The sequence below is a fragment of the Sorangium sp. So ce131 genome (assembly GCF_051519095.1).
Lineage (GTDB): Bacteria > Myxococcota_A > Polyangia > Polyangiales > Polyangiaceae > Sorangium.
In genome coordinates, this window is the sequence record NZ_CP150455.1 from 7,393,339 (window position 1) to 7,417,914 (window position 24,576).

Consider the following 24,576-nt stretch of genomic DNA (forward strand, 5'->3'; position numbering starts at 1 on the left):
GCTGGAGCCGGCGTCAGCGCGCGGGCTCGTCGAGCAGCGCGCGGACGCGCTCCTCGACGACCGCGAACTCGGGGGTACCGGGCTCCAGCTTGCCCCCGAGGTGCACGTGGCGCACCAGCCCCGCGCGATCGAGGAGGAAGCTGACGCTCGTGTATTGTCGCTTCGGATGGCCATCGATCCACCAGCGCTTCAGCGTGCGCCAGTCCGGGTCGATCGCGACCGGGAAGTTGTACCCGAAGTGCTCCAGGTAGCCTTCGACCGCCTCCGGATCCAGGGGCTCGGGGTCCTTGTGGTGGTACATCCCGATGACGACGAGCCCTCGCGCCCGATAACGCTCGTCCAGCGCCTTGAGCGCCGGGGCGGTGGCGCTGCAGAACGGGCAGCTCGGCGACATGAACCAGCGGACGAACACGACCTTGCCGCGCAGGTCCGCCGGGGTGAGCGGCGCCGAGTTGTACCAGGGCCCCACGTCCCACGCCGGCGGCGGCGATCCGACGACGCCCGATACATCGTGGTCGAAACCCGGATCACCCCCCGACGTGAGCGCGGCGCTCCCAGGGGTCGGCGCAGGCGCAGCGGGCCCCGCGGGCGCGGCCGCAGGCTCCGGGGAGGCGCACGCGAGGGCCAGCGCGGCGAGGGGCAGCGAAAGCAAGCGAGTGAACATGGCGGCGCTCCCTCGCGGGACGATGGCAGCCCGGCGCGAGCGAGTCAATGCGCGCGTCGACCAGAGCGCCAGCGCCGCGCCGCCGCGTGCCCCCGCCCCGCGCGGGGAGTCCCCTCGCCGGAAATCGGGCGAGCGACGCCGCTCTCGTCGACCCGCGACGAGGCCGCGAGCGGGAGCGGCGGTCCGAGAGCTCAGCCTGGGCTGAGGCACCACGTCACAGGCCGAAGCTCGCCTTGATCGCGTCGAACTCCGCGAAGTCGTCGCTGTTGGCCCTGTACGTGCCGCCCTGCTGCGACGTGAAGAGGGACGAGCCCCATGAACCGCTCTGCGCCGGCTCCCAGATGAACGTCCCGAGCCCTCTGCCGTCCGGCAGGTCGTGCATGATCTGATTGGCCTTCGTGCGCTCGGGGTTGTATTCCGCGATCGCGAATGACAGATCCGGGAATGTATCGGCCAGGGTGTTGAACGTGTTCTGCCAAACTTCAGGTCGCCCCTGGAATGCCGTGTAGCAGGAGAGCCCGAGGACGTCGAACGCGACGCCTCGTGTCTTTGCGCTGTTGACCCACCACGTGACCCCGTCGACGTCATCGGTGTTCTCGACGTGCAGCATGATCTTGATGGTGTCATCAACCTCCTTGACCCCGGCGATGCCTGCCTTGAGCAGGGCGGCCAGGTTGTCCCAGTTCTGGTTCGTCGCTCGCCCGGTGAGGCCCTCCGGATTGACGACCGAATTGCTGCCCCAGCAGTCTGTGCTCGAGGACGGCACATGGATGAGCATGCCCGGCGTGATCTCGTTGCCGATCTGCACCATGTCCGGGCGCGCGCCCGCGGCGACGAGCGCGGCGACGACGTCCTTCGTGTAGTCCTTCAAGAGGCTCGTCATCTCGGCGATCGATCGGGCATTCCGCCAGGCCTCGGGGATGATCTGTTTGCCGGGATCGGCCCAGGTGTCACTGTAATGGAAGTCGAGCAGGAACCCCATGCCCGCAGCCTTGATCTGCTTGCCGAACTCGATCGTGTGGTCCTTGTCGCAATACGCCTCTTCCTTCACGCAAGAGCCGCCGGTCCCGAAGGCATATCCGTAGGGAGCGCTCGGGTCTACGAACGTCCGGAGCCGGATGTAATTGAATCCGTGGTTCTTGAGCAGCTCGAGCATCCCCTTTTCGTTCCCGTCCGTGTCCGTGTACGTCGCGCCGTTGTCGACCGCCTCCTGGATGCTGGAGATATCAGCGCCCAGGATGAAGCTGGGCTCGAACACCGGCATGCCGCCCATGCCCCCCGAGGCGGAACCCGAGGTGGAAGAGGACGAGCTCGTTGCGCTGGATCCACCTCCCCCGCTCGAGCTTCCGGCCGTCTCGCCGCCGCCGCCGCCACCTCCGCCCGAGGCGGCTTCCCCCTGACCAGCGCCGCCGGCATCATGTCCACCCGAGCTTGGTCCGGCATCGGTACAGTGGCAGAGTAAAAACGGGACGAGGAACGCGCCAATCCTGGCGCAGGAAGGGATGGTGAAACGAATCGTGGTCATCATGCCATCATCATACCCGAGCCCGATCGCAAGGGTCACGCGGCAATCGCTCCGCTCATGGGCGGCGCGGTGCACGACGGTCGTGGTCGTGTCCGAGCTCCAAGCGAGGTTGCGTATTCCGGTCCGACGTGACGGCCGACTCGGCGCACACATGACGGCTCGTTCCGACGGATGTGACCGGGCGCTCCGGGGCGCCCGGCGCGGTGTTCCGACGCACCTGGCGGCGCGCTCCGGCACGCGCGACGGACGTTCCGAGGGTTCCGCCGGTGGGGGCGACCCGTCCCGCGCGCTTGACAAGCAATAAGCATGCGCATATGCGTTGCTCATGCAGCGCGCGGCCGTGGCCGGAAACGAGATCTTCCAGGCGCTGGCGGACCCCAGCCTCCGGACGATCGTCGAGCCGCTCACGCGCGGCGAAGCGGCGGTGAAGCACCTCACGGCGCGCTTCGACATCTAGCCGGATCCACCTCGTTCGATATCGATGCTCGATGACATGATCGCGAACATGGCCTCTTCCAGACAACACACCGCAGACAGCCACGACCTGATCCGCGTCCAGGGCGCCCGCGAGAACAACCTGAAGGACGTGAGCGTCGAGATCCCCAAGCGGCGGCTGACCGTGTTCACCGGCGTCTCGGGATCGGGCAAGTCGTCGCTGGTGTTCGGCACCATCGCGGCGGAGTCGCAGCGGCTCATCAACGAGACCTACAGCGCGTTCGTGCAGGGGTTCATGCCGACGCTGGGCCGGCCCGAGGTCGACGTGCTGGAAGGGCTGACGACCGCGATCATCGTCGACCAGGAGCGGATGGGCGCCAACGCCCGCTCGACGGTCGGCACCGTCACGGACGCCAACGCGATGCTGCGGGTGCTGTGGAGCCGCCTCGGCAAGCCGCACGTCGGCTCGTCCAACGCCTTCTCCTTCAACGTCCCGTCGGTCCGCGGGGTCGGGGCGATCTCGATCGAGAAGGGCGCCGGGAAGAAGACCGAGAAGCGCGAGTTCGTGGTCAACGGGGGCATGTGCCCGCGATGCGAGGGCATGGGATCGATCTCCGACTTCGACCTGTCCCAGCTCTACGACGACAAGAAGTCGCTCAACGAGGGGGCGCTCACCATCCCCGGCTTCAGCATGGACGGCTGGTACGGCCGCATCTTCAACGGCTGCGGCTTCTTCGACGCGGACAAACCGATCCGCAAGTTCACCAAGAAGGAGCTCCACGACCTGCTCTACAAGGAGCCGACGAAGATCAAGGTCGACAACGTCAACCTGACGTACGAGGGGCTGATCCCGAGGATCCAGAAGTCGTTCCTCTCCAAGGACGTCGACGCGATGCAGCCGCACATCCGGGCGTTCGTGGAGCGCGCGGTCACCTTCACCACATGTCCCGAGTGCGGCGGCACCCGGCTCAACGAGGCCGCGCGGTCCTCCAAGATCAAGGGGATCAACATCGCCGACGCCTGCGCGATGCAGATAAGCGATCTGGCCGAGTGGGTGCGCGGCCTGGGCGAGCCGTCGGTCGCGCCGCTGCTCTCGACGCTGCGGCGGACGCTCGACTCGTTCGTGGAGATCGGGCTGGGCTACCTCAGCCTCGACCGGTCGTCCGGCACGCTGTCGGGCGGTGAGGCGCAGCGCACCAAGATGATCCGCCACCTGGGGTCGTCGCTCACCGACGTGACCTACGTCTTCGACGAGCCGACGGCCGGGCTGCACCCCCACGACATCCAGCGGATGAACGGCCTGCTGCTGCGGCTGCGCGACAAGGGCAACACCGTCCTCGTGGTCGAGCACAAGCCGGAGGTGATCGCGATCGCCGACCACGTCGTCGACCTCGGCCCCCGCGCCGGCGCCGGCGGCGGCGAGGTGGTCTTCCAGGGGACCGTCGACGGGCTGCGGGCCAGCGGCACGCTCACCGGGCGCCACCTGAGCGACCGGGCCTCCCTGAAGCCGTCGGTGCGGAAGCCGTCGGGTGTGATGAAGGTGCGCGGCGCCCGCACGCACAACCTGAAGAACGTCGACGTCGACATCCCGCTCGGCGTGCTGGTGGTGGTGACCGGCGTGGCCGGGTCGGGCAAGAGCTCGCTGATCCACGGCTCGGTGTGCGGCCGGGACGGGGTGGTGTCGGTCGACCAGACCCCGATCCGCGGGTCGCGGCGGAGCAACCCGGCGACGTACACCGATCTGCTGGAGCCGATCAGGAAGGCGTTCGCGAAGGCGACCGGCGCGAAGCCTGCCCTGTTCAGCGCCAACTCCGAGGGCGCCTGTCCGACCTGCAACGGCGCCGGGGTGATCTACACCGACCTGGCGATGATGGCCGGCGTCACCACGGTCTGCGAGGACTGCGAGGGCCGGCGGTTCCAGGCGTCGGTGCTGGAGTACCGGCTCGCCGGGCGCAACATCGCCGAGGTGCTCGACCTGTCGGTCGACGACGCGGTCGGCTTCTTCGGCGCCGGCGAGGCGCGTACGCCGGCCGCGCACGCGATCCTGCAGCGCATGGCCGACGTGGGGCTCGGCTACCTGCGGCTCGGCCAGCCGCTCACCACGCTGTCGGGCGGCGAGCGGCAGCGGCTCAAGCTCGCGACGCACATGGGCGCGGACGGCGGCGTCTACGTGCTCGACGAGCCGACCACCGGGCTGCACCTGGCCGACCTCGAGCAGCTGCTCGGGCTACTGGACCGGCTGGTCGACGCCGGCAAGTCGGTCATCGTGATCGAGCACAACCAGGCGGTGATGGCGCACGCCGACTGGATCATCGACCTCGGGCCGGGCGCGGGGCATGACGGCGGGCGGATCGTGTTCGAAGGGACACCGGCCGACCTGGTGGCGGGGGGGGCGACGCTGACTGGAGAGCACCTGGCGGCGTTCGTGGGGAGCGGTTCGAAGGGGGGTTCAGGAGCGGGGGCTGAGCCGAATCGGGGGCGTCGTCAGAGGAAGTCCCAGTGAGAGGCGAGGCGGCCTGACGAGCACGAGCACGAGCACGAGCACGAGCACGAGCACGAGCACGAGCACGAAGACGAGCACGAGAGACGAAAGACGGGAGACGAAAGACGGGAGACGGCAGTGCGAACACGAGGACGCCTCGCGACGAGCGGCCACGCTGCGGTTTCCCTAGTTCCGCCTGTCACACGTCTTGGTAGGGATCTCGGCGAGAGAAGAGAGATTTCAACGCAAAGACGCAAAGGCGCAAAGACGCAAAAATACAGAGAAATTTCTGGTTTGCGCCTTTGCGCCTTTGCGTTGAAATCTCTCGGGATCCCTGGCCAGACCTGTGACGCTCGGAACTGGCGCGCTCACGCGGACGCGGCGATGCCCTCCTCGAGCCACTCCCTCGCGAGCTCCAGCGTCCGCGCATGCTCATCGACCCGCCCCAAGAAACTCTCCCTCCTGCCGGAATCCCCGATCTGACCCGCCACCTCGAGCAGCCTCGCGCGCGCCGTCGCAATGGCCGCTCGGGCCGCCGGGAGCTCGCCCAGCGCATACAACGCCTCCGCATACACCAGCCGAGCCAGCGATTCCCCCTCCTCGGTCATCCCCAGCGACTCGAACAGCTCCAACGCCGCGCGCGCCTCCGCGAGCGCCTCGGATGACCGGCCCCGCGCGAGCAGGACCTGCGCCAGCGTCGCCCGCGCATACACGAGCAGCGGCATCGCCTCGCCCAGCTGCGCTATACCACGCCGCGCCTCCGCCTCGGCCTCGGCAAGATCTCCCGCGCACCGCAGGATGTGCGCAAGGTACGCGCGCGAGACGCCGCCAGTGAGCCGCCGATCGCCCTGCGCCTCGAAACACGCGATCGCCTCCTCCTCGGCCACGCGCGCCTCGTCGAGCGCGCCGAGCCGGCAGAGCAGAGCGCCCAGCTGGCCCCTCGCCATCGCCATGCAGCCGTCGAGGCCCATCCGCTCCGCGTCGGCCAGCGCGGAGCGAAGGAGCGCCACCGCGTCGTCATACGCGCCGAGCAAATACTCCTGGAAACCGAGGTTGATCCGGTCGAAGCAGGCATTGCGAAGATCCCCCGCGCACTCGTGGTACGTCACCGTGCGCAGGAATAACGCGCGGGCGGCGCCGAAGCGGCCCGCGTACAGGTGGCGGTACGCGCGCTCGCACAGGACGGCGCCGCTCACCGTGGGATCGTCGCGGAAACGCTCGGCTACGGCGTCGATCCGCTCCTGCAGCGGCGCGGCCTCCGCGTAGAGACCCGCGAGCATCAGGTACAGCGCCGTGCCCGCGGTCGCCGTCACCAGCGCGCCGGTCACAGCCTCCCCGGTCCAGGCGTCCGCGAGCGCGCGCGCGCGCTCGGCCAGGCGGTCGTGCTGCCCGAGCCGGCCCATCACGATCGCCGCCGTGCGCATCGCGGCATACCAGGGCGCGCTGCGCCGGGGCAGCGCCTCCGCGGCCATCGCCGCCCAGCGGGCAGCCTCGGTGAGCTCGCCGCGCCAGTGGTGCGCCTCCGCCCGCAAGAGGAGCACCTCCCCGCGCGCCTCGCCGGAGAGGCCGAGCTCCAGGGCGCGCTCGGTCCACGTGAGCACCGCCACGAGATCGTTCGCCGCGAGCGCCTGCGCCGCGGCGCGGTGATAACACGCGGCCGCGCGCAGCGGCTCGCCGCCACGATCGAAATGCTCGGCGATCACCGCGGCCGAAGGCTCGGCGACGCGCTCGAACCACTCGCCCGCAAGCCGGTGCCCGAGCGCGCGATCCTGGTCCGTGAGCATCCCGTACGCCGCCTCGCGCACGAGCGCGTGGCGGAAGACGAGCTCGCGCTCGCCCTGGAACCGCGCGTCCGCGCGCGCGCCGATCCACTCCAGCCGCTCCAGCTCGTCGAGGTGCTCCGCGAGCTGAGGGACGCCGTCCGGGCCGCCGAGCAGCGCCTCCACCGCGCCCTTCCAGAAGACCTGACCGAACACGCTCGCGGCCCGGAGCACCCGCCGCGCCGCGCCGTTCAGGCGCTCGAGGCGGGACTGCACCATCGCCAGCACCGTCTCCGGAAGCACGTCGCGGCTCCCCTCCGCCGTCGCGCGGATCAGCTCCTCCAAGTAGAACGCGTTGCCCTCGGCCTGCGCCACCACACGCGCCAGCGTCTCGTCGCTCACCCGCTCGCCGAGCACCTGCCGCACCAGCCGCGCGCTCGCCCGCGGGCTCAGCTCCTTCACGCGGATCTCCTGGAGGTTCCTGCCGGCCCAGAGCCCGGGGAACAACGCGTGCACCTCCGGGCGCGCCAGGGCGAGCACCAGGAGCGGGCGGTCCTCGAACCGGCGCAGGGCGTCGTTGACGAACTGGACGGTGGGCAGGTCGCCCCAGTGCAGATCCTCCAGCACGATGAGCAACGGCTGCGCCGCGCACGAGGCGCCGACGAAATCCACCCAGGCCCGGCGCATCTGATCGCCGATGAGCCGCGCGTCGTTGCGGGCGACGCGCAGCGGCACGTTGTCCTCGTCGGGGAACGGCGTGCCGACGAGCTCGCCGAGGAACTCCGCGACCCGCTGCGCGTCCTCCCCGCGCACGCGCTCGGCCACCCGCGCGCGCAGCTTCTCCCGGCGCGCCTCGATCGGCTCGCCGTCGCGGATCCCGCACGCGCCCTGGAGCGCCAGGCGGAGCATCCCGAACGCGGCGCCGCTGCGGAGCGGGTCGCCCCGGCCGATCCAGACCGCGACGGGCTCGTCGCGCTGCCCGACGCGGCGCACGAGCTCGTAGGCGAGGCGCGACTTGCCCACGCCCGCCGGCGCGACCACGAGCACCGCGCGCGCCCGCGACTCCTCGACGCACTCGGCGAGCATCCCCTCGAGCGTGGAGATCTCCCAGTCGCGGCCCACGCAGGCGGTGGGGCGGCCGAGCAGCATCCGCGCGCCCTGCGCGAGCGCCTCCTCGCCCCGGAGCCACAGGCCCGCCTCGGTCTCGACCACCTCGAAGCGGGCGTCGAGCAGCCCGGCCGTCACCTCGTCGATGGCGATCGGCGCCCTACGCCCGGACGCGGGCGCGGACAGCGCGGGGGCGCCGCGGAGCGCCGGCGCGGGCTGCGCCACCATCCGCGCGGCGCGGTCGATGAGATCGCTGGCAGGCAGCCCGCCGGTCACCTCGACGCGGCCGGTCGCGAGCGCCATGGGGCGGTCGCGGTCGGCCGAGCGGAGCGCGAGCGCGCACCGGGCCGCCTGCGCCGCCAGATCGGTGGCGACCCCGCCCTCCCGGAGGGTCACCAGGATCGAGCCGTCGGTCAGGAGCTCGAGGAACCCGCCGAGCGCCTCGACGTGCCGGCACAGCTCCGGCGAGACCGCCGCGACCAGCGTCTCGGCGTCGGCGAACGGCGCGCGGCGCCCCGCGTCGGTGGAGCGCTGCGGCGCCGAGGCCATCAGCGCCACCGAGACCACCCGCCGCTCCTTGCGGGTCAGCGACGAGGGGCCGCGCGAGCTCGCGGGCGCCGGCGTCCGCAGGAGCAGCGTGGGCGAGAGGCCCATCGCCGAGAGCTCGGCGGCGACCGCCGCGCCGTCGCGGGGGCGCTCGGCCGGGTCCTTCGCGAGCATCCGGGCGCAGAGCGCGTCGAGGTGGGGCGGGACCTCGGGGCGGAGCGCGCTCGCGCGCGGCACGTCCTCGAGCAGGATCTTCGCGAGCACGGCGAGCAGGTGCGCGCCGGAGAAGGCCGGCTGGCCGGTCAGGCACTCGAAGAGCACGCAGCCGAGCGCGAAGACGTCGGCGCGCGCGTCGACGCCCTGGCCGCTCCGGGCCTGCTCGGGCGCCATGTACGCCGGGGTGCCGAGCACGACGCCCGGCTGCGTCATGCGCGTGATCGCGGCGAGCCGGGCGACCCCGAAGTCGAGCAGCTTCACGCGCGCGGGGTCGCGGTCCACGAGGAACAGGTTGCCGGGCTTCAGATCGCGGTGGACGATCCCGCGCGCGTGGATCGCCCCTAGCGCGCCGGCGGCGCGCTCGACCAGCGCGACGGCCTCGTCGATCTCGAGCGGCTTTCGCCGGAGCCGCTGCTCGAGATCCTCCCCCTCGAGCCACTCCATGGCGAGCCAGGGCGCGCCCGCGGGCGTGCGCCCGTGCGCCACGTGGCGCACGACGCCCGGGTGCGAGAGGTCCGCGAGCACCACGGCCTCGCGGGACAGGCGCTCGTCGTCGGTGGCGCCGTGATCCTGGAGGAGCACCTTGACGGCCACGTCCTCGTCCGAGAGCCGATCGAGCGCGCGGTAGACGGCCCCCATGCCGCCCGCGGCCACCCGGCTCACGATCTCGAACCGACCTCCAAGCACATCCCCTGCCTGCATGGCGCAAGTATCGGCGTCCTCGGCCGGCGAAGTCCAGGAGAGCACTCCCCCGCCGCGGCCGCCCGCTCAGCGGCCCTGGATGCGCGCGGAGCGCCGCCGGTTCCCGTCGCCTCGAGCGGTCTCCGGGAGGCGCCAGCGCTCGAGGCCGCGTGCCGCGCGGGGCGGCGGAGGTCCCGAGGCGCCTCCTGGGATCCATCACCGCGAAGGAGCGTGTCGGCAGCAGCGCCGAGGTTGCTTTGATCTCCGCCCGATCGGCTCGGCTCGACACGGCGCTTGCCTCGCGCAGCGCGAGACAGCCCCGGTCATGTCCTCGGTCGGTGATGCGCGCCGGGAGCCGCCTGCGATCCCGCTCGTGCAGGCCAGACAGCCACCGTGGTCACACCCACGGCATGCATTGGCATGGCGCGCGCGAGCCGCTCCGCAGCGCTCCCTCGGCGCTGCCCGCACGCGACGAGCGCCCGCGCCGCACGGCGCCGGAAGCGTCAGACAGCGATGTCAGCCCTTGACAACAGGCCTCGAGATCGCGCCTTCTGGCGCTAACGCTCGCCGTGCTCTCGGTTCTGGATGGGGATGCGGGCGCCGAACACGCATGAGCAATGGCCTGGATCTCTTCGCAACGCTGCATCGCATAGTGCGAGACGCCGTGGATTGCTTGCCTTCTGCGCAGCGCGGGAGCCTGCTGCTCCGCCAGGGCGAACGCCTCGTCTACGCAGCCGCGACGGGCGCCCGGGGCGCGCTCCCGGGCCCGCTGACCCTCCACGCGGACGCGGGACCGGCCAGCGCGCTCGCGCCCCTCGCCGCGGCCGAGGGGCCGCGCGTCGTCCCGGCCGCCGCGTGGTACCGGGCCCACCTGCCGGACGGGCCGGCGCTCGACCTCCTGCCCCAAGGCGCGGCCGTTGCCCTCACGCCCGTGCGCGTCCACGGGCAGCCGATCGGCGTGATCGCCCTCGATCTGCCGGCAGAAGCGGCCCCAGCCGGCGAGCCCCGCGCGCGGCTCGTCGGCCTGGCCGACGCCGCGAGCGCCGTGCTGGAGCGGCGCGAGCTCTACGACGACAGGGCGCGATCGGCCTACGAGACACGCCTGCTCGAGGACGTGCTGAACGCGGTGGCCGCCCGCGCCAGCCCGCATCGGCTCGTGGAGATCATCTCGAACGGGATCAAGAGCGTCCAGCTCGCCCCGCGGTGGCGCGCCGTGACGCTCGTCATGCTGGACGAGGCCGCCCGCGGGGGCGCGCCCGCGGGCGCCCCGGGGCAGGACCGCGTCTACCGCGTCTACCGCGTCCCGCGGCGGGCGCCGGTGGCCTACTGGAACAACATCCGCGACGGCGCCCTGTTCGCGGGGCGCCACCTCGGCGTGCACGTGGACTTCCGCATCGGCATCGCCGACCGCGCGGCCACCCTGAACGCCCTCGTCGACGAGGGCATCCGGAGGCGCGTGCACGGCATCGCCGTGCCCCCGGTCGACCCCACGGGCCTCGAGCCGGCCATCCGGCGCGCCGCGGAGGCCGGGATCCCGGTGGTCGCGTTCGACACGCCGCCCGCGGAAGGCAGCCGCGCGGCCGTCTACATCGGCACCGACAACCTGTCGGCCGGCCGGCTCGCCGGCGAGATGATGGCGCGGCTCCTCCCGGGCGGAGGCAACGTGGCCGCCCAGGTGGCCTCCGCCCGCACCATCAACGGCATGGAGCGCGTCGAGGGGCTCCGCGCGGCGGTCGCCGACAGGGCCATCGCGGTAGAGCCCCCGTCCGAGGATCTGTTCGATACGTCGCTCGGGCTGCGCCTCGCCGAGGAGGCCTTGCAGCGCCGGCCGCTCGCCGGCGCCTTCGGCGCCTGCGCCCAGAACGGCCCGTCCTTCGCCATGGCCGCGAGGGCCCTCGGCCGTGGCGGGGAGCTCAAGGTCGTAGCGTTCGATCTCCTCATCGAGACGGTCGCGATGCTCAGGGAAGGCCTCATCCACGCGGCCGTCGTCCAGCGCGAGCACGAGATGGGGTATCGCTCGGTGCAGGTGCTCCACGACATGATCTCGAGAGGCGTCGAGGCGACCCTGGCCGGGCTCCCGCCGCCGCGCGACGGCGCGCGGCGCTCGCCGCGCTTCATCGACACCGGCGTCGACGTCGTGACGCTCGAGCGCACCCCTTGGTCCTGCGCGCTCTCCGACTACATGACCCTGGACACGAGCCGCCGGGCGGCGAACCGGCGGCGCGAATGCGCCGGGGCCAGCCGGTCGATGGAGATCCTCGTCGTCGGCGTGAACGCGGAGGAAGTGGACTCCGTCGAGGAGAGCGCCCGCCTCGAGCAGGGCTCGCTGGTCGAGCGGGCCCTCCGCACCGCCAAGTCGGTCGTCCTCGACGTCGGCGCGGGCGGCCTCGACCGCAGCGCCGACGCCGCCGAGGCGCGCAGGAGCGGGACGCGCACGCTCGTCGGCGTCCCGCTGCTCGCGCGCGGGGGCGCGTTCGGCGTGCTCGTCCTCGACAGCGAGCGAAAGGACGCGTGCTCGCCCGAGGATCTCGCGCTCATCGAGCGCGTCGCGGACACCCTGGCCGTCGCGATCGAGAACGGGCAGCTCCTCCAGCGGATCACCGAGCGGACCCACGAGCTGGAGCGGTCAAACCAGCAGCAGGAGTCGCTGCTCAGCACGATCGTGGAGCTCTCCAGCCCGGTCGTGCCCATCGCGCACAACATCCTGGTGATGCCCATCGTCGGGACCATGGACACGCGGCGCTCCGGCCGGTTCATCGAGTCGATGCTCCACGAGATCGCAGAGCGCCACGCGCGCGTGGTCCTGATCGACGTCACCGGCATGGCCGCCGTCGATTCCGTCGCGGCGCACCACCTCGTGACCGCGGCGCGGGCGGCGAGGCTGCTCGGGGCCGAGGTCGTGCTCGTCGGCATCACGCCGGCCGCGGCGCGGACGATCGTGGACCAGGGCATCGACCTCGAGGGCGTCGTCACCCGCTCGACGCTGGAGCTCGGGTTCACCTATGCGCTGTCGAAGACGGGCGGCCGGATCCATTACAGCCAGCCCGCGTGACTCCGCCCTCCGGTCGCGCGCCGCCCCGCGGTCCTCCCCCGTGGCTCGGCGCCGCTCGCCTCGCGCGCCCGCGCGCACGGCTCACTTGCAGGCGACCGTGACCTCCGCGCTGTAATCGCTGGTCAGGCTGTCGCGGGCGACGCGGACGCGGTACTTCACGTGGACGCCCGGCGCGGCTTGCCCGACCGCGTGCTGGTACGTGGTCTCGTCGTTCACCGTGCCGACGAGCCTGTACCCTGCGCTCTCCGGCGGGACCGGCGAGCCGCGGTAGAGCTTGCCCACGGACGCCTCGACGAGATAACGCGCGCCCGGCTCCCCGGTGCCGCGCCAGCGGAGGTGATTGACCCGGTTCGGGTGCGCCGTCACGGCGAGATCCGCCGGCGCGGCGAGCCGGATCGAGGAGGACGAGATGCGGCCGCTGCTCGGCGGCGCCGGCGAGGAGGCGCCGCTCGCGCGCCGGCTCGACGCGGCCCCCGCCCTCGCGAGCGCGCTCGCCTGCCGCTTGCGCTGCAGCAGATCGACCACGGGGCGCACCGCCCTCGCCGCCTCCGCGCTGGCCGCCTTCCTCGCGTCGAGGGCGGCCGCGAGCTCCTTCCTCGCGTCGGCGCGGCTCCGCTCGGCGTCGACCAGCCCCGCCATCGCCCGCTCCGCCGCGCCGCGCGCCTCGGCGGCGGCGCCCTCGCTCCGGCGCAGCCGCTCGGACAGCAGCCCGAGCTGCTCCCGCGCGCCCGCGATCCGGCCGAGCGCGCGATCGTCGAGGCCGTAGAGGCCACGGCACGACCGCGCGACAGCCTCGAAGTCCTTCAGCCAGCGATCGAGCTCCGCGAGCTCCCTCGGCAGCCAATCCGCCATTGCCGACCTCCTGCGCCGCGCGGCGCAGCGCGGCTCGTCATGGCGAGGAGGATGGCACTCTCCGGCGAAGAAGGGAACTCCACACGCTCGGGCGGAGTCCGGCGCGCGCGCGTCGCTCGCAGAGAATGAATCGGCATTGAAACCACGAGGAAACACGGGTCCGGATATTCATCCGCCGAGGTTCCGTTCGATACTCCAGCGGTCCTGGCATGTGCCCACTCCCTGCGCTCCCCGAAGGCCTTCCCAAGGAAGGCGATACCGTCGCTGGCAAGTACCGGGTTGAGGGGATGCTCGGCGCCGGCGGCATGGGGTTCGTCGTGTCCGCGGTCCACGTGGCGCTGCGGCAGCGCGTGGCGGTGAAGTTCCTGTCGCCGACGGCGGAGCAGGTGCTCCCGGACGCGGGCGCGCGCTTCCTGCGCGAGGCGCGGTTCGCGATGGCGATCCAGAGCGAGCACGTCACCCGCGTCCTCGACGTGGGGACGCTCGACGGCGGCCTCCTCTACATCGTGATGGAGCGCCTCTCGGGGGTCGACCTCTCGCAGCTGCTCAGGTCCCGCGGCGAGCCGATCCCGGCCGCGGACGCCGCCGGGATGGTCCTCCAGGCCTGCGAGGCCATCGCCGAGGCGCACTCGCTCGGGATCGTCCACCGCGATCTCAAGCTCACGAACCTCTTCGTGACGAGCTACGCGGACGGGTCGCCGCTCGTCAAGGTGCTCGACTTCGGCCTCTCGAAGCTGATCGCGCCGGACCTCGGCGGCGCGCTGGAGTCGAGCCTCACCGTGACGAGCGTCATCGTCGGCTCGCCGCACTACATGTCTCCCGAGCAGATCCGCAGCCTGAAGCACGTCGATACGCGCACCGACATCTGGGCGCTCGGCGTGATCCTGTATCAGCTCGTCTCCGGCCGGCGCCCGTTCCGGGGGAGCAGCCTGCCCTCGATCTGCATGAGCATCGCCGCCGACGCGCCCCGGCCGATCCGCTCCTTCCGGCCGGAGGTGCCGGCGGAGCTCGACCAGCTCATCCTGCGCTGCCTCGAGAAGGACGTGAACCGGCGCGTGCAGACGGTCGCGGAGCTCGCCGAGGGGCTCGCGCCGTTCGCGCCGCAGCAGGCGGTGGTGTCCCTGGGCCGCCTGCTCAAGCTGAGGCCCAGTTATCCCGGGCTGCCCGCGCCGTCGTCGAGACCGACGCCGCCGCCGCCCAGCGTGTTGCCCGAGCCGCCGACGGTCCCGAGCGGCATCTGGGCGTCGGTGCTGGGCGGGCAGGAGCACGGCGGCTTCCTGCCGTGGCTCCAGAGCTTCGACGCGTTCGTCCGCGGCGCGGGCGCCCAGCTCGGCCTCGACGAGGGGCACGTCGCCGCGGTCGCGGACGCCCGGGCGGGCCTGGAGAGCGCGGCCCTGCGGGTGGACGACGCCGAGGCGCTCGCGGGCGAGGCCGAGCGCACGGTCGCGCGGGTGGACGCCGAGGTCGTCGAGGCGGAGCGGCGCTGCGCCGGGGCCCAGGCGGCGCTGGACGCGGCCCTCGAGGCCCGCCCCAAGGTGCTGGCCGACGTGCTCGGCGTCGTGGGGCCCATCGCCGAGCAGCTCCGGCGCCACGACCGGATCCCCGCCGCGCTGCTCCGGCAGATGGGCCTGCTGCCGGCCGGCGCGCCGCGCTCGAGCGAGCCCTCCGGGGCGGAGAGCGGCCGCCCGCCGGCCCGCGCCGCGCCGCCGCCCGCCTCCGCGGGGCCGGCGTCGTCCGCTCCTGCGAGCTCGCAGGCGCCGCCCGCGCTCGAGCCTCCGAGGCGCCTCTTCGTGCTGGTGCAGCCCAACCGCACCAACGTGCTCGAGTGGCTCAGCGGCAACGAGCCGGGCACGAGCTACGTCGTCGAGGCGGCCGTGGGGAAGCTCTACCGGGGCGCGCCGGTCGACCCGGAGCCGAGCGCGTACAAGCCGATCGCCACCGTGACGGATCAGACCACCTACCGCCACGTCGTGGGGGCCGTCCCGCCGGGCGTCCGGGTCAAGTACCGGATCCGCGCCGGCCACGGCAGCTTGCTCAGCGGGTACAGCGCCGAGGTCACCGTCGCCTGCAAGTGAACGCGGGCGGCGATACCGGCGCTCGTCAAAGCGGTTCCGGGGGGAGGAAGTTCCAAGCGGGACGCGCCGGCGGGTGGGGCCGCGCTCGCCGACGTGGCGCGGGCGGGCGCTGGCCATCCGGCAAGACTGGGACATAGGAGCTTGCGCTGAGAACACCGCCCGGCATGTCTCCCTTCGGGCCTCGCCAGCTGGGACGTCTCGTTGCGCGCCACATAAGGCGCGCCTGGGACCTCGAGCCTCCTGAAACCTTATGGCACCTCGGTCGGTGCTCGACGCGCCCGCCCGCGCCACGTCGGCGAGCGCGGCCCCACCCGCCGGCGCTCACCATTGGACCTGGAGAAGGGGGGCGTTCGGTCGGCGGGAGGGTGGGCGCCGCGCGGCGCACGCGAAAACATCAAGAAACGCAGATGGGGTTACACATTGTTCCAAGGAGCGTACTTCCGATGGCCGATCCTACCCTTGCCGAGCTCACGAGGCAGCTCGCGGATACGCAGCACGCGCTCGCGCACACGCAGACCGCGCTGAACCTCGTCTGGATCCTGATCGCCGCCTTCCTCGTCATGTTCATGCAGGCGGGGTTCGCGCTGCTCGAGACGGGGCTCACGCGCGCGAAGAACGTCGCGCACACGATGGGGATGAACTACCTCGTGTACGCGATCGGCATCCTCGGGTTCTGGTCGGTGGGGTTCGCGTTCCAGATGGGCGGCGTGGGCGCGCTGGCCACGCTCGGGGGCGACGCCACGCTCTCGAGGGAGCTCGCCGTCACGATCGACGGCAAGGAGCTCGGCCTGCTCGGGCTCAAGGGGTTCTTCCTCACCCCCGAGTGCTTCACCCCGGCCGTGGCGGCGATGTTCCTGTTCCAGATGGCCTTCATGGACACGACCGCCACCATCCCGACCGGCGCGATGGCGGAGCGCTGGAAATTCACCTCCTTCGTGCTCTTCAGCTTCGTGATCTCCACCGTCATCTATCCCGTCTACGCGAACTGGGTGTGGGGCGGCGGGTGGCTCTCGGCGCTGGGCAGACACTTCGGGCTCGGCCACGGACACGTCGATTTCGCGGGCAGCTCGGTCGTCCACCTGACGGGCGGCACCGTGGCGCTCGTCGGCGCGAGGATGCTCGGGCCGCGCCTCGGCAAGTTCGGCCCCGACGGGTCGGTGCGCCCGATCCCGGGCCACAGCATTCCGCTGCTCGTGACAGGCACCTTCATCCTCGCGTTCGGGTGGTTCGGCTTCAACGCCGGCTCGACCCTGGCCGGCACCGACGTCCGGATCAGCATCGTCGCCACCAACACCATGCTCGCGTCCGCGGCCGGCGCGTTCTCGTCGTACCTCTATGTCTCGAGGCGCTTCGGCAAGCCGGACGTCACCATGCTCTGCAACGGGATGCTCGCCGGCCTCGTGGCGATCACCGCGTCCTGCGCGTTCGTCGCAGCGCCCGCGGCCATCGCGATCGGCGCGATCGCCGGCGTGCTCGTCGTGTGGGGGGCCGTGTTCGTCGAGACCCGGCTCAAGATCGACGACCCGGTGGGCGCCATCGCGGTCCACGGGATGAACGGCACCTGGGGCGTCCTCGCGCTCGGCCTCTTCGCCGACGGCACCTACGGCCACGGGCTCAACGGCGTCGCCGGCCCGGTCCGCGGCCTGCTCTACGGCGACGCGCGCCAGCTCGCCGCGCAGTGCGTCGGGCTCGCGGCCAACGTGCTTTACGTCGGCGCGGTCGCCACCGCGGCGCTCCGCACGATCGACAAGCTCGTCGGCAACCGGGTGTCCGAGGAGGTTGAGCTCACCGGGCTCGACGAGCCCGAGATGGGGATGGAGGGGTACGCGGCGGCCGCGGGGCCCTACCGGCCGGCCGAACCGGCCGGCCTGCCCGGCGCCGAGCCGCCGGACCTCGTCGGGGTGCCGGCGGAGACGCCGCCGTGAGCGGGGATCACCCCCGCATCGCCAGGATCGGGCTCATCCGCGCGGCGCGCAGCGCCGGGAAGAAGCCGCCGAGCAGGCCCATGATCATCGCGACCAGCACCGACGCGATCATGATCCCCGGGGTCGGCTCGAACGTGAACACGATCTCGGAGAAGCTCGCGAAGTTGACGATCGAGAAGCGCACGAGGCCCATCGCCAGCGCGGCGAGGCAGCCGAGCACGCCGCCGATCGCCGCGAGGAAGATCGACTCGAGCAGGAAGGACGTCAGGATGCTCAGCCGGGAGAAGCCGAGCGCCCGGAGCGTGCCTATCTCGCGCTGCCGGTTCGCGATCGACGCGTGCATCGTGATCATCGCCCCGATCATCGCGCCGATCGAGAAGAACACCGCGATCATCACGCCCATCGCCGTGATGAAGACGCGGGTCCCCTCGGACTGCTTCTCGTAATAGTCGCTCTCGCGCATCACCTCGAGGCCGAGCTGCCGGTTCTGCTCGATCGACGCCTCGAAGGCGTCGAACTTGCTGGGCGAGGCGAGCCGCGCGCGCACCGAGGACACCGAGCCCTCCCGGCCGAACGCCGCGCGCACCGTGTGCACGTCGCCCCAGACCTCGGACTCGTACGAGGAGCCGCCGTCGGAGAACACCCCGACCACCTTCACCGGCCGGTTCTTGCGCAGCTCGAACGACCCGCCGATCGAGAGGCCCTTGAAGCGGCCCTCGATCGCCTTGCCGACGACGACCTCGTCCGTGCCCGGCTGGGCCGGCCGGCCCTCGACGATCTTCACGCTGGGGCGGAAGGCCAGGACGTCCTCCGGGACGCCGCGCACCTGGACGTTGGAGACGCCGTCGGTGCCGAGCTTGTCGAGGAGGAAGACGCCCACGATCTCGCCAACGCCGTCCGGCTTGCCGTCCGGCCGCTTCGCGACCTCGGGGCTCGCCAGCACAACGCCGATCTGCTGCTCCTCGATGCCGCTCACCAGCTCGGCGTCCGAGCCCTTGCGCATGACGACCGCGACATCGCCCTGCGCCGACCGGCCGAGGGTGCGATCGATGCTGTTGGCGAGCATCAGCACCGAGGCGAACACGAACACCACGAGCCCGAGGCCCCCGGCGGTCGCCAGCGTCGTCGTCTTGCGGACCGTGAGGTTTCGGAGGTTGTAAGCGACCGGGATCATGAGAGATCTTCCCTCCGCATTTCAGGCCACGCGCCGGAGCGCGTCCGTGACCGACAGCTTCGAGGCGCGGTAAGCCGGGATGAGCGAGGCGACCAGCGACAGCACCATGGCGAGCCCCAGGGCGGCCACCGCGGTCGCCGGATCGATCCGGAAGTACGGGAACATGCTGCCCATGTTCTCCTCCAGGAAGCGGCCCATCCCGAGCTCGACGATGGGATAGGAGAGCGCCAGCCCCACCACCCCCGCGAGCAGCCCGATGGTCGCCGCCTCGCCGATGATGAAGAGCCGCACGTGCTTCGGCTCGAACCCGAGCGCGCGCAGCACGCCGTACTCCCGCGTCCGCTCCCGGACGCCCATGGCGATCGTGTTGCCGAGGATCATCATCATGATCGCGAGGATGATCACGGACACGACGTTGAGCGCCGTGAGGACCGCCGACATCATCGCCATGAACGAGAGGTTCATCGCCCGCTCGCTCATCGTCGCCGTCTGGATGTCCTTCTCGTCGAAGATCTTGTCGACCGCCGCGCTGATCGCCGCGCTCTGCGACGGATCGTTGATGCGCGCGACGATCCAGCCGACCTGGTCGCGCTGCCGCTCCGGGATCGACTCGTTCAGGTAGTCCCAGTGGAAGATGAACTGGGATCGATCCACCGATTTGCGCGTCGCGCGGTAGACCCCCGAGACGGTGAACTGCCACGGTCCCGGGTGGATCGTCCCCTCCAGCATCACCGTGTCGCCGATCTTCACCCCGAGCTTGTTCGCGAGCACGTCGCCGACGATCGCGCCCTTGCGGTCGCCGAGCCAGCGCTCCATGTCCTCGGGCGAGACCACCATCTCGTCGTAGACCTTGAAGAAGGTCCTCGAATCGACCGCCATGCTCGCGAAGAAGTTGTTCGCGTCCTTCGGGTCCTTGCCGCCGAACCAGTTCATGTAGCTGGCCTCGGTGACGCCGGGGACCTCGCGCATCGTGTCGATGTAGCGCTTCGGCAGCGGGAGGATGAACGACACCTTGTGCCGCGTCCCGATCCGGTCCTTGGCCGCGTAGTCGGCGGCCACGTTCCACGCCGTGAGCACCGTCCGGAGGAGCACGAACGCGAGCACCGCCACCGCCGCGCCGACCACTGTGAGGAAGGTGCGGAACTTGTTGCGGAGGACGTTCCTCGCGGCGACGGAGAGCAGGCTCATGACAGGTTTCCCTTGTCGAGGCGGCGGGTGACCGTCGCGCGCTCGGCCGCCTGCGGGTCGTGGGTGACCATCAGGATCGTCTTCTTGAACTCCTTGTTGAGCTTCTCAAGGAGCGAGAGGATCTCGTCCGCGCTCTTCCTGTCGAGATCCCCGGTCGGCTCGTCGGCGACGATGATCGTCGGGTCGTTGACGATCGCGCGCGCGATCGCGACCCGCTGCTCCTGCCCGCCGGAGAGCTGGCGGGGGTAGTGGTTCATCCGCTCTTCAAGGCCGACGACGCGGAGCGCGGTCTGCGCGCGCTTGCGCCGCTCGGACCGCGAGAGATCGGTGAGCAGGAGCGGCAGCTCGACGTTCTCGGCCGCGGTGAGCACCGGCATCAGGTTGTACGCCTGGAAGATGAACCCCATCGTCCTCGACCGGAAGCGCGCCAGCTCGCCGTCGCTCATCCGGGTGAGGTCCTGCCCCGCGACGCGCGCGGTGCCGCGCGACGGCCGGTCGAGGCCGGCGATCAGGTTGAGCAGCGTCGATTTGCCCGAGCCCGAGGGGCCCATGAGCGCGTCGAACGACCCCTCGGGGATGTCGAGCGTGATCTCGTCGAGCACCACGATCGGCTCCTTGTCGCGGAAGTACGTCTTGCCGACGCCCTGCAGCTCGACAATGGGCTTCGGCTTCCCCTCGCGATACGCTTCCGTCATCAGCTCCCCTTCTCTTTCTCCTTGACCTTCTGCCCATCGGCGAAGTCGGGCGGCGGGCTCGCCACGAGCCGGGTCCCCGGCGTCGGGCCGTCGAGCAGCTCCAGGCCGCCCGGCGCGGGCCCGCCCACCTTGACCGGCACCATCTTCGCCTGGCCCTCGTGGACCACGAACACGACCTTGGCCCCGGCCCGCTCGACGAGCGCGGCCTCGGGCACGACCCGCTTCGGCGGCTCCTTCATCGCCTGTTCCGACAGGGCCTCGGAGAGGAAGCTCACCCGCGCGCTCATGTCGGGGATCACGTCGGTCGCCGCGTCGACGAACTTCACCTTGACCGGCACGGTGGCCTTGGCGCGGTTCACCCGCTTGCCGATCTCGAGGGTCGTGCAGCGGTGGCGCTTCGCGGGGTACGCGTCGAGCACGATCTCGCACGGCTTGCCGGGCGCGATCATGTGGAGGCGCGTCTCGGGGACGTCGGTCTCGACGACGAGCGACCCGAAGTCGGCGATCTCGACGACGATCGGGTTCTCGAGGCCGACCATCTCCCCGACCTCCGGCGGCTTGGCCACGACGGTGCCGTCGATGGGCGCGCGGATCTTCCGGTCGGCGAGCGTGACGCGGAGGCTCTCGGCGTCGGCGGCGGCGGCCTTGACCTCGGCCTCGGCGGCCTTGGCCGAGGCCTCGATGGCCTGGATGCGCGCGGCCATGTCCTCCACGGTGGCGCGGCCGATCGCCCCCTGGTCCACGAGCGACCGCTCCCGCGCCTCCTGCTGCCGGATCTCGACCAGGCTGGCGCGCGAGGCGGCGGCCCGCGCCCGCGCCGCGGCGACCTTCGCCTCGGCCGCGGCGATGAGGCTGCGCTGGTCCGCGTCCTCGAGCTCCGCGAGGACGTCTCCCGCCTTGACGACGTCGCCCTCCTTGACGTGGACCCGGGCGAAGCGGCCCATCACCTTGGTGCCGACCCGGGAGACGACCTGCGGGACGACATACCCGGTCGACGTGACGGTGATCGACGCCTGCGCCGGCGAGACCAGCGCGACCTCGGTGAAGGACACCTCGGTCTTGAAGACCGCGCTCTGCGCCCTGGGGACCACGTACGCGGCGGCGGCGCCCGCCGCGGCGAGCGCGGCGACCACGATGAGCGCGGTGCGCGCCGGGCTCCGCCGGTCGGGGTCGACGTCACGTCGAATACGGAGCGACGCAAGCTCGGAGGTGAGTTGATCAGCCACGGCGGCCCCCTTTACCACGCCTCGCAGCGCGCAGGTGAATTCGTGCAGAGCGGCGGTTTTCTTAACACTGCGCCGCCGGCGAGCAGGAAATCGACGTGGGTCGACGTGGGGTGACAAGAAAACCGTCCAGAGCGCAATGCGCGCGAGTGCGCCCATCGGGATGGGTCAGGCCGCGGGCTCGCGCCGCCCGCGGGCGCCGAACGCGTCGAGCAGGTAGTCGCGGAAGGCGCGGACCTTCGGCGGCAGGAAGCGCGTCCCCGCGTGCACGAGGAAGAGGGTTGCGTCGCTCTCGAGCACGTAGCCCTCGAGCACGGGCACGAGCGCCTTCGCCTCGAGATCGCGCCGCACGTTGACCGTGGGCAGGAGGGCAATCCCCGCCCCGGCCAGGGCGACCTCGCGGCAGAAGGAGTAGTCGGACGCCGCGATCGCCGCGCGCACCCGGATCTCCGCCCGCTCGAGGCCGTCGCGCGACCGGAACGCGAGCGTCGCGCGGCCCCGCGTGGTCTGGGCGAGGAGCAGCCGGTGCGCCTCCAGGTCCTCGGGCCGGCGCGGGGGCCGGTGCTTGCGGAGGTAGGCCGGCGCCGCGAACAGGCGGGACTCGAGCGGCTGGAGCTTGTGGGCGATCAGCGACGAGTCCGGGAGGCTCGCGGCCGCGCGCAGCGCCACGTCGATCTGGTCGGCGTCGAGGTCGAGGAAGGCCTCCGTGAGCAGCATCTCGAGCGAGATCTCCGGGAAGCGCTCCGCGAAGCCGGCCGACAGCGGCGCGAGCAGGCTCAGGCCGAGATCGAACGGCGCGGTCACGCGCAGGTGCCCGGTCGGCCTCTCGCGCGCCTGCTGCACCGCCGCGCGCGCGTCTTCCAGCAGCTCCAGCGCCTGGCCCACCCGCAGCCGGTAGGCGAGGCCGTCCTCCGTCGCCTGCACGAGGCGCGGGCTGCGCCGGAGCAGCTCGACCCCGAGCGCGTGCTCGAGGCGCGTGATACGGCGGCTGACGCTGCCCTTCGTCTCGCCGATCGCCTTCGCCGCCGCCGTGATCGACGCGAGATCGACCACCAGGCAAAAGGCCCGCAGGTCGAGCAGGTCCGCGTCGAGTGTTTCCGTTCTGGAAACCTTTCGTTGCATCGGCCGATGATTGTACCACAACGGGAAACGACCTAGGGTGAGCTCCATGGATCGCCGGACCGCGCTCACGCTCCTGCTCGCCGCGGGCGGCGCGGCGCCTTTCGCGGGCGCTTGCCGGCCCTCGACGGAGAGCAGCCCCATGCCCGAGACCCGAGGACCCGAGAGCCGAAGCCACGAGACCCGAGGACCCGAGAGCCGGGGAGGAGCCCGCGAGGGCCGCATGCCCGCCGTGTTCCTCGCGCACGGCTCTCCCTTCCTGCTCGACGACGCCGCGTGGGTCGCGGAGCTCGGCGCCTGGGCGCAGGGGATGCCTCGCCCGAAGGCGATCCTGATGCTCTCGGCCCACTGGGTGGACGCGCCCGTGACCCTCGGCGCCACCGAGACGGCGCCGCTCGTCTACGACTTCTATAACTTCCCCGAGAAGTACTACCAGGTGAAGTACCCCGCGCCGGGCGCCCCCGCGCTCGCGCGGCGCGTCCGTGAGCTCGTGAGCGCGCTCGGACAGCCCGTCGCGGAGGATCCGCGCCGGGGCCTCGATCACGGCGCGTATGTGCCGCTGATTGGTATGTATCCCGGCGCCGACATCCCGGTGCTCCAGATCTCGCTGCCGGCCCTCACGCCGGCCCCGCTGCTCGAGCTCGGGCGTGCGCTTGCGCCGCTGCGGGACGAGGGGGTGCTCGTCATCGGCAGCGGATTCTTGACCCACAACCTGCGCGCGGCAGACTGGCGCGGCAATGCGGTCACGCCGGCCTGGGTCAGCGAGTTCGATGCCTGGTGCGCCGAGGTCCTCGGGCGCCGGGACGTGGACGCGCTGCTCGACTACCGGAGGCGCGCGCCGGGCGTGCGGATGGCGTTACCAACCCATGAGCACTTCGTGCCTGTCGTCGCCGCGATGGGCGCGTCGATCGACGTGAGCGAGCCGGTGGCATTCCCGATCACCGGCCTCACGTACGGCGCGTTCACGAAGCGTTCGGTGCAGTTCGGCTGATCGACTGAAGGAGGACTCTTCTCATGATCATCGCTCGTATCCTGGTCCCCGCGGCCCTCATGATCTCGCTCGCCGCGTGCGAAGACCCGACGAAGGACAAGCCCAGGGCGACCGTCTCGTCCGCCGCGCCGGCGGCCCAGCCCGCGGCGGAGACCCAGCCCGCGGCGCAGGCCCAGCCCGCCGCGCAGGCGCAGCCCGCCGGCGCCGCCGAGACGCTCCCGCTCGACGTGGCGGCGTCGACCGTCGGCTTCGTCGGCTCGAAGGTCACGGGCAAACACGAGGGCAAGTTCGAGAAGATCTCGGGCTCGATCACGCTCGCCGGCGGCAAGGCCGAGGGCGGCAAGATCGCGATCGAGGCCGACACGGCGTCGGTGAAGACGGACGCGGAGAAGCTCGACGGCCACCTGAAGTCGGCCGACTTCTTCGACGTCGAGAAGTTCCCGAAGGCGACCTTCACCTCGACGCAGATCAAGGCCGGCGGCGAGGGCGGCGCGACGCACACCGTCACCGGCGAGCTGGATCTTCACGGCGTGAAGAAGAGCATCTCCTTCCCGGCGAACATCACCGAGGGAGCCGACGCCGTGTCGGGGACCGCGGAGTTCGTGATCAACCGCAAGGACTTCGGGATCGTCTATCCGGGCAAGCAGGACGACCTCATCCGCGACGACGTGCTGCTCAAGCTGTCGCTCAAGGCGCCGCGCAAGAAGGGCTGAGGGCGGGACGGCGCTCGGGCCCCTGCCACTGGTGCCTTGCGGGGCGCCTGTGCTTGGGGACCGGCCCCCCCCGAGGAGGAAGTCGCCGCGCGGCGCGGGCGACGGGCCGAACTCGCCTGGGGCGTCGCGTCTCCGCGTGCTGCACACGCTGGA

General features: G+C 71.7%; 16 protein-coding genes. 7 read left to right on the forward strand and 9 right to left on the reverse strand.

Annotated features, from left to right (window positions below):
* Positions 1-13 precede the first annotated feature (13 nt).
* Positions 14-664, reverse strand: coding sequence for a TlpA family protein disulfide reductase (locus tag WMF43_RS26945; protein WP_437668829.1), 651 nt, complete (start codon positions 662-664; stop codon positions 14-16).
* 214 nt (positions 665-878) lie between these two features.
* Positions 879-2,192 (reverse strand): glycosyl hydrolase 53 family protein, encoded by a 1,314-nt coding sequence (locus tag WMF43_RS26950; RefSeq protein WP_437668830.1) that lies wholly within the window; start codon positions 2,190-2,192, stop codon positions 879-881.
* Between the two features lie 322 nt (positions 2,193-2,514).
* Between WMF43_RS26950 and WMF43_RS26955 the strand changes: the two genes are divergently transcribed.
* Both WMF43_RS26955 and WMF43_RS26960 read left to right on the forward strand, forming a co-directional pair.
* Complete coding sequence (locus WMF43_RS26955) at positions 2,515-2,646, forward strand: hypothetical protein (RefSeq protein ID WP_437668831.1); 132 nt, start codon at positions 2,515-2,517, stop codon at positions 2,644-2,646.
* 48 nt (positions 2,647-2,694) lie between these two features.
* On the forward strand, positions 2,695-5,127 hold the full coding sequence (locus WMF43_RS26960; protein ID WP_437668832.1) for an ATP-binding cassette domain-containing protein: 2,433 nt from the start codon (positions 2,695-2,697) through the stop codon (positions 5,125-5,127).
* Positions 5,128-5,474: 347 nt separating this feature from the next.
* Here the strand turns inward: WMF43_RS26960 and WMF43_RS26965 are convergent, their stop codons facing one another.
* On the reverse strand, positions 5,475-9,437 hold the full coding sequence (locus WMF43_RS26965) for a protein kinase domain-containing protein (protein ID WP_437668833.1): 3,963 nt from the start codon (positions 9,435-9,437) through the stop codon (positions 5,475-5,477).
* A 643-nt stretch (positions 9,438-10,080) separates the two neighbouring features.
* Between WMF43_RS26965 and WMF43_RS26970 the strand changes: the two genes are divergently transcribed.
* The gene (locus WMF43_RS26970; RefSeq protein WP_437668834.1) at positions 10,081-12,468 is read left to right on the forward strand and encodes a substrate-binding domain-containing protein; all 2,388 of its coding nucleotides are present in this window, start codon (positions 10,081-10,083) and stop codon (positions 12,466-12,468) included.
* A gap of 81 nt (positions 12,469-12,549) precedes the next feature.
* On the opposite strand, the gene WMF43_RS26975 is transcribed toward WMF43_RS26970, so the two are convergent.
* Positions 12,550-13,320, reverse strand: a complete 771-nt coding sequence (locus WMF43_RS26975) for a hypothetical protein (RefSeq protein WP_437668835.1) — start codon at positions 13,318-13,320, stop codon at positions 12,550-12,552.
* Positions 13,321-13,529: 209 nt separating this feature from the next.
* Here WMF43_RS26975 and WMF43_RS26980 point away from each other — a divergent pair, with 209 nt between their 5' ends.
* A complete protein-coding gene (locus tag WMF43_RS26980) occupies positions 13,530-15,395 on the forward strand; it encodes a serine/threonine protein kinase (RefSeq protein ID WP_437668836.1) in 1,866 nt (621 codons plus the stop codon).
* Between the two features lie 443 nt (positions 15,396-15,838).
* Positions 15,839-17,320, forward strand: coding sequence for an ammonium transporter (locus WMF43_RS26985; RefSeq protein WP_437668837.1), 1,482 nt, complete (start codon positions 15,839-15,841; stop codon positions 17,318-17,320).
* A gap of 7 nt (positions 17,321-17,327) precedes the next feature.
* Here the strand turns inward: WMF43_RS26985 and WMF43_RS26990 are convergent, their stop codons facing one another.
* From WMF43_RS26990 to WMF43_RS27010, 5 genes are all read right to left on the reverse strand, one after another.
* Entirely contained in the window at positions 17,328-18,494 is a 1,167-nt protein-coding gene (locus tag WMF43_RS26990; protein WP_437668838.1) for an ABC transporter permease, read from the reverse strand.
* A gap of 21 nt (positions 18,495-18,515) precedes the next feature.
* The gene (locus tag WMF43_RS26995) at positions 18,516-19,682 is read right to left on the reverse strand and encodes an ABC transporter permease (RefSeq protein WP_437668839.1); all 1,167 of its coding nucleotides are present in this window, start codon (positions 19,680-19,682) and stop codon (positions 18,516-18,518) included.
* Positions 19,679-20,377, reverse strand: a complete 699-nt coding sequence (locus WMF43_RS27000; RefSeq protein WP_437668840.1) for an ABC transporter ATP-binding protein — start codon at positions 20,375-20,377, stop codon at positions 19,679-19,681. Before WMF43_RS27000 ends, WMF43_RS26995 begins: the two co-directional genes overlap by 4 nt.
* The gene (locus WMF43_RS27005; RefSeq protein ID WP_437668841.1) at positions 20,377-21,603 is read right to left on the reverse strand and encodes an efflux RND transporter periplasmic adaptor subunit; all 1,227 of its coding nucleotides are present in this window, start codon (positions 21,601-21,603) and stop codon (positions 20,377-20,379) included. Before WMF43_RS27005 ends, WMF43_RS27000 begins: the two co-directional genes overlap by 1 nt.
* A gap of 165 nt (positions 21,604-21,768) precedes the next feature.
* On the reverse strand, positions 21,769-22,722 hold the full coding sequence (locus WMF43_RS27010) for a LysR family transcriptional regulator (RefSeq protein ID WP_437668842.1): 954 nt from the start codon (positions 22,720-22,722) through the stop codon (positions 21,769-21,771).
* Between the two features lie 220 nt (positions 22,723-22,942).
* Between WMF43_RS27010 and WMF43_RS27015 the strand changes: the two genes are divergently transcribed.
* Positions 22,943-23,710, forward strand: coding sequence for a dioxygenase family protein (locus WMF43_RS27015; protein ID WP_437668843.1), 768 nt, complete (start codon positions 22,943-22,945; stop codon positions 23,708-23,710).
* Positions 23,711-23,733: 23 nt separating this feature from the next.
* Complete coding sequence (locus WMF43_RS27020; RefSeq protein ID WP_437668844.1) at positions 23,734-24,423, forward strand: YceI family protein; 690 nt, start codon at positions 23,734-23,736, stop codon at positions 24,421-24,423.
* Positions 24,424-24,576: the final 153 nt, after the last annotated feature.

What these genes read in the sequence shown, in the direction of transcription:
- WMF43_RS26965 (WP_437668833.1), bottom strand. Translation starts at nt 9,437, where the DNA reads ATGCAGGCAGGGGATGTGCTTGGAGGTCGGTTCGAGATCGTGAGCCGG.
- WMF43_RS27000 (WP_437668840.1), bottom strand. Translation starts at nt 20,377, where the DNA reads ATGACGGAAGCGTATCGCGAGGGGAAGCCGAAGCCCATTGTCGAGCTG.
- WMF43_RS26975 (WP_437668835.1), bottom strand. Translation starts at nt 13,320, where the DNA reads ATGGCGGATTGGCTGCCGAGGGAGCTCGCGGAGCTCGATCGCTGGCTG.
- WMF43_RS27015 (WP_437668843.1), top strand. Translation starts at nt 22,943, where the DNA reads ATGCCCGCCGTGTTCCTCGCGCACGGCTCTCCCTTCCTGCTCGACGAC.
- WMF43_RS26980 (WP_437668836.1), top strand. Translation starts at nt 13,530, where the DNA reads ATGTGCCCACTCCCTGCGCTCCCCGAAGGCCTTCCCAAGGAAGGCGAT.
- WMF43_RS26990 (WP_437668838.1), bottom strand. Translation starts at nt 18,494, where the DNA reads ATGATCCCGGTCGCTTACAACCTCCGAAACCTCACGGTCCGCAAGACG.
- WMF43_RS27020 (WP_437668844.1), top strand. Translation starts at nt 23,734, where the DNA reads ATGATCATCGCTCGTATCCTGGTCCCCGCGGCCCTCATGATCTCGCTC.
- WMF43_RS26960 (WP_437668832.1), top strand. Translation starts at nt 2,695, where the DNA reads ATGGCCTCTTCCAGACAACACACCGCAGACAGCCACGACCTGATCCGC.
- WMF43_RS26945 (WP_437668829.1), bottom strand. Translation starts at nt 664, where the DNA reads ATGTTCACTCGCTTGCTTTCGCTGCCCCTCGCCGCGCTGGCCCTCGCG.
- WMF43_RS26950 (WP_437668830.1), bottom strand. Translation starts at nt 2,192, where the DNA reads ATGATGACCACGATTCGTTTCACCATCCCTTCCTGCGCCAGGATTGGC.
- WMF43_RS26985 (WP_437668837.1), top strand. Translation starts at nt 15,839, where the DNA reads ATGGCCGATCCTACCCTTGCCGAGCTCACGAGGCAGCTCGCGGATACG.
- WMF43_RS26995 (WP_437668839.1), bottom strand. Translation starts at nt 19,682, where the DNA reads ATGAGCCTGCTCTCCGTCGCCGCGAGGAACGTCCTCCGCAACAAGTTC.
- WMF43_RS26955 (WP_437668831.1), top strand. Translation starts at nt 2,515, where the DNA reads ATGCAGCGCGCGGCCGTGGCCGGAAACGAGATCTTCCAGGCGCTGGCG.
- WMF43_RS27010 (WP_437668842.1), bottom strand. Translation starts at nt 22,722, where the DNA reads ATGCAACGAAAGGTTTCCAGAACGGAAACACTCGACGCGGACCTGCTC.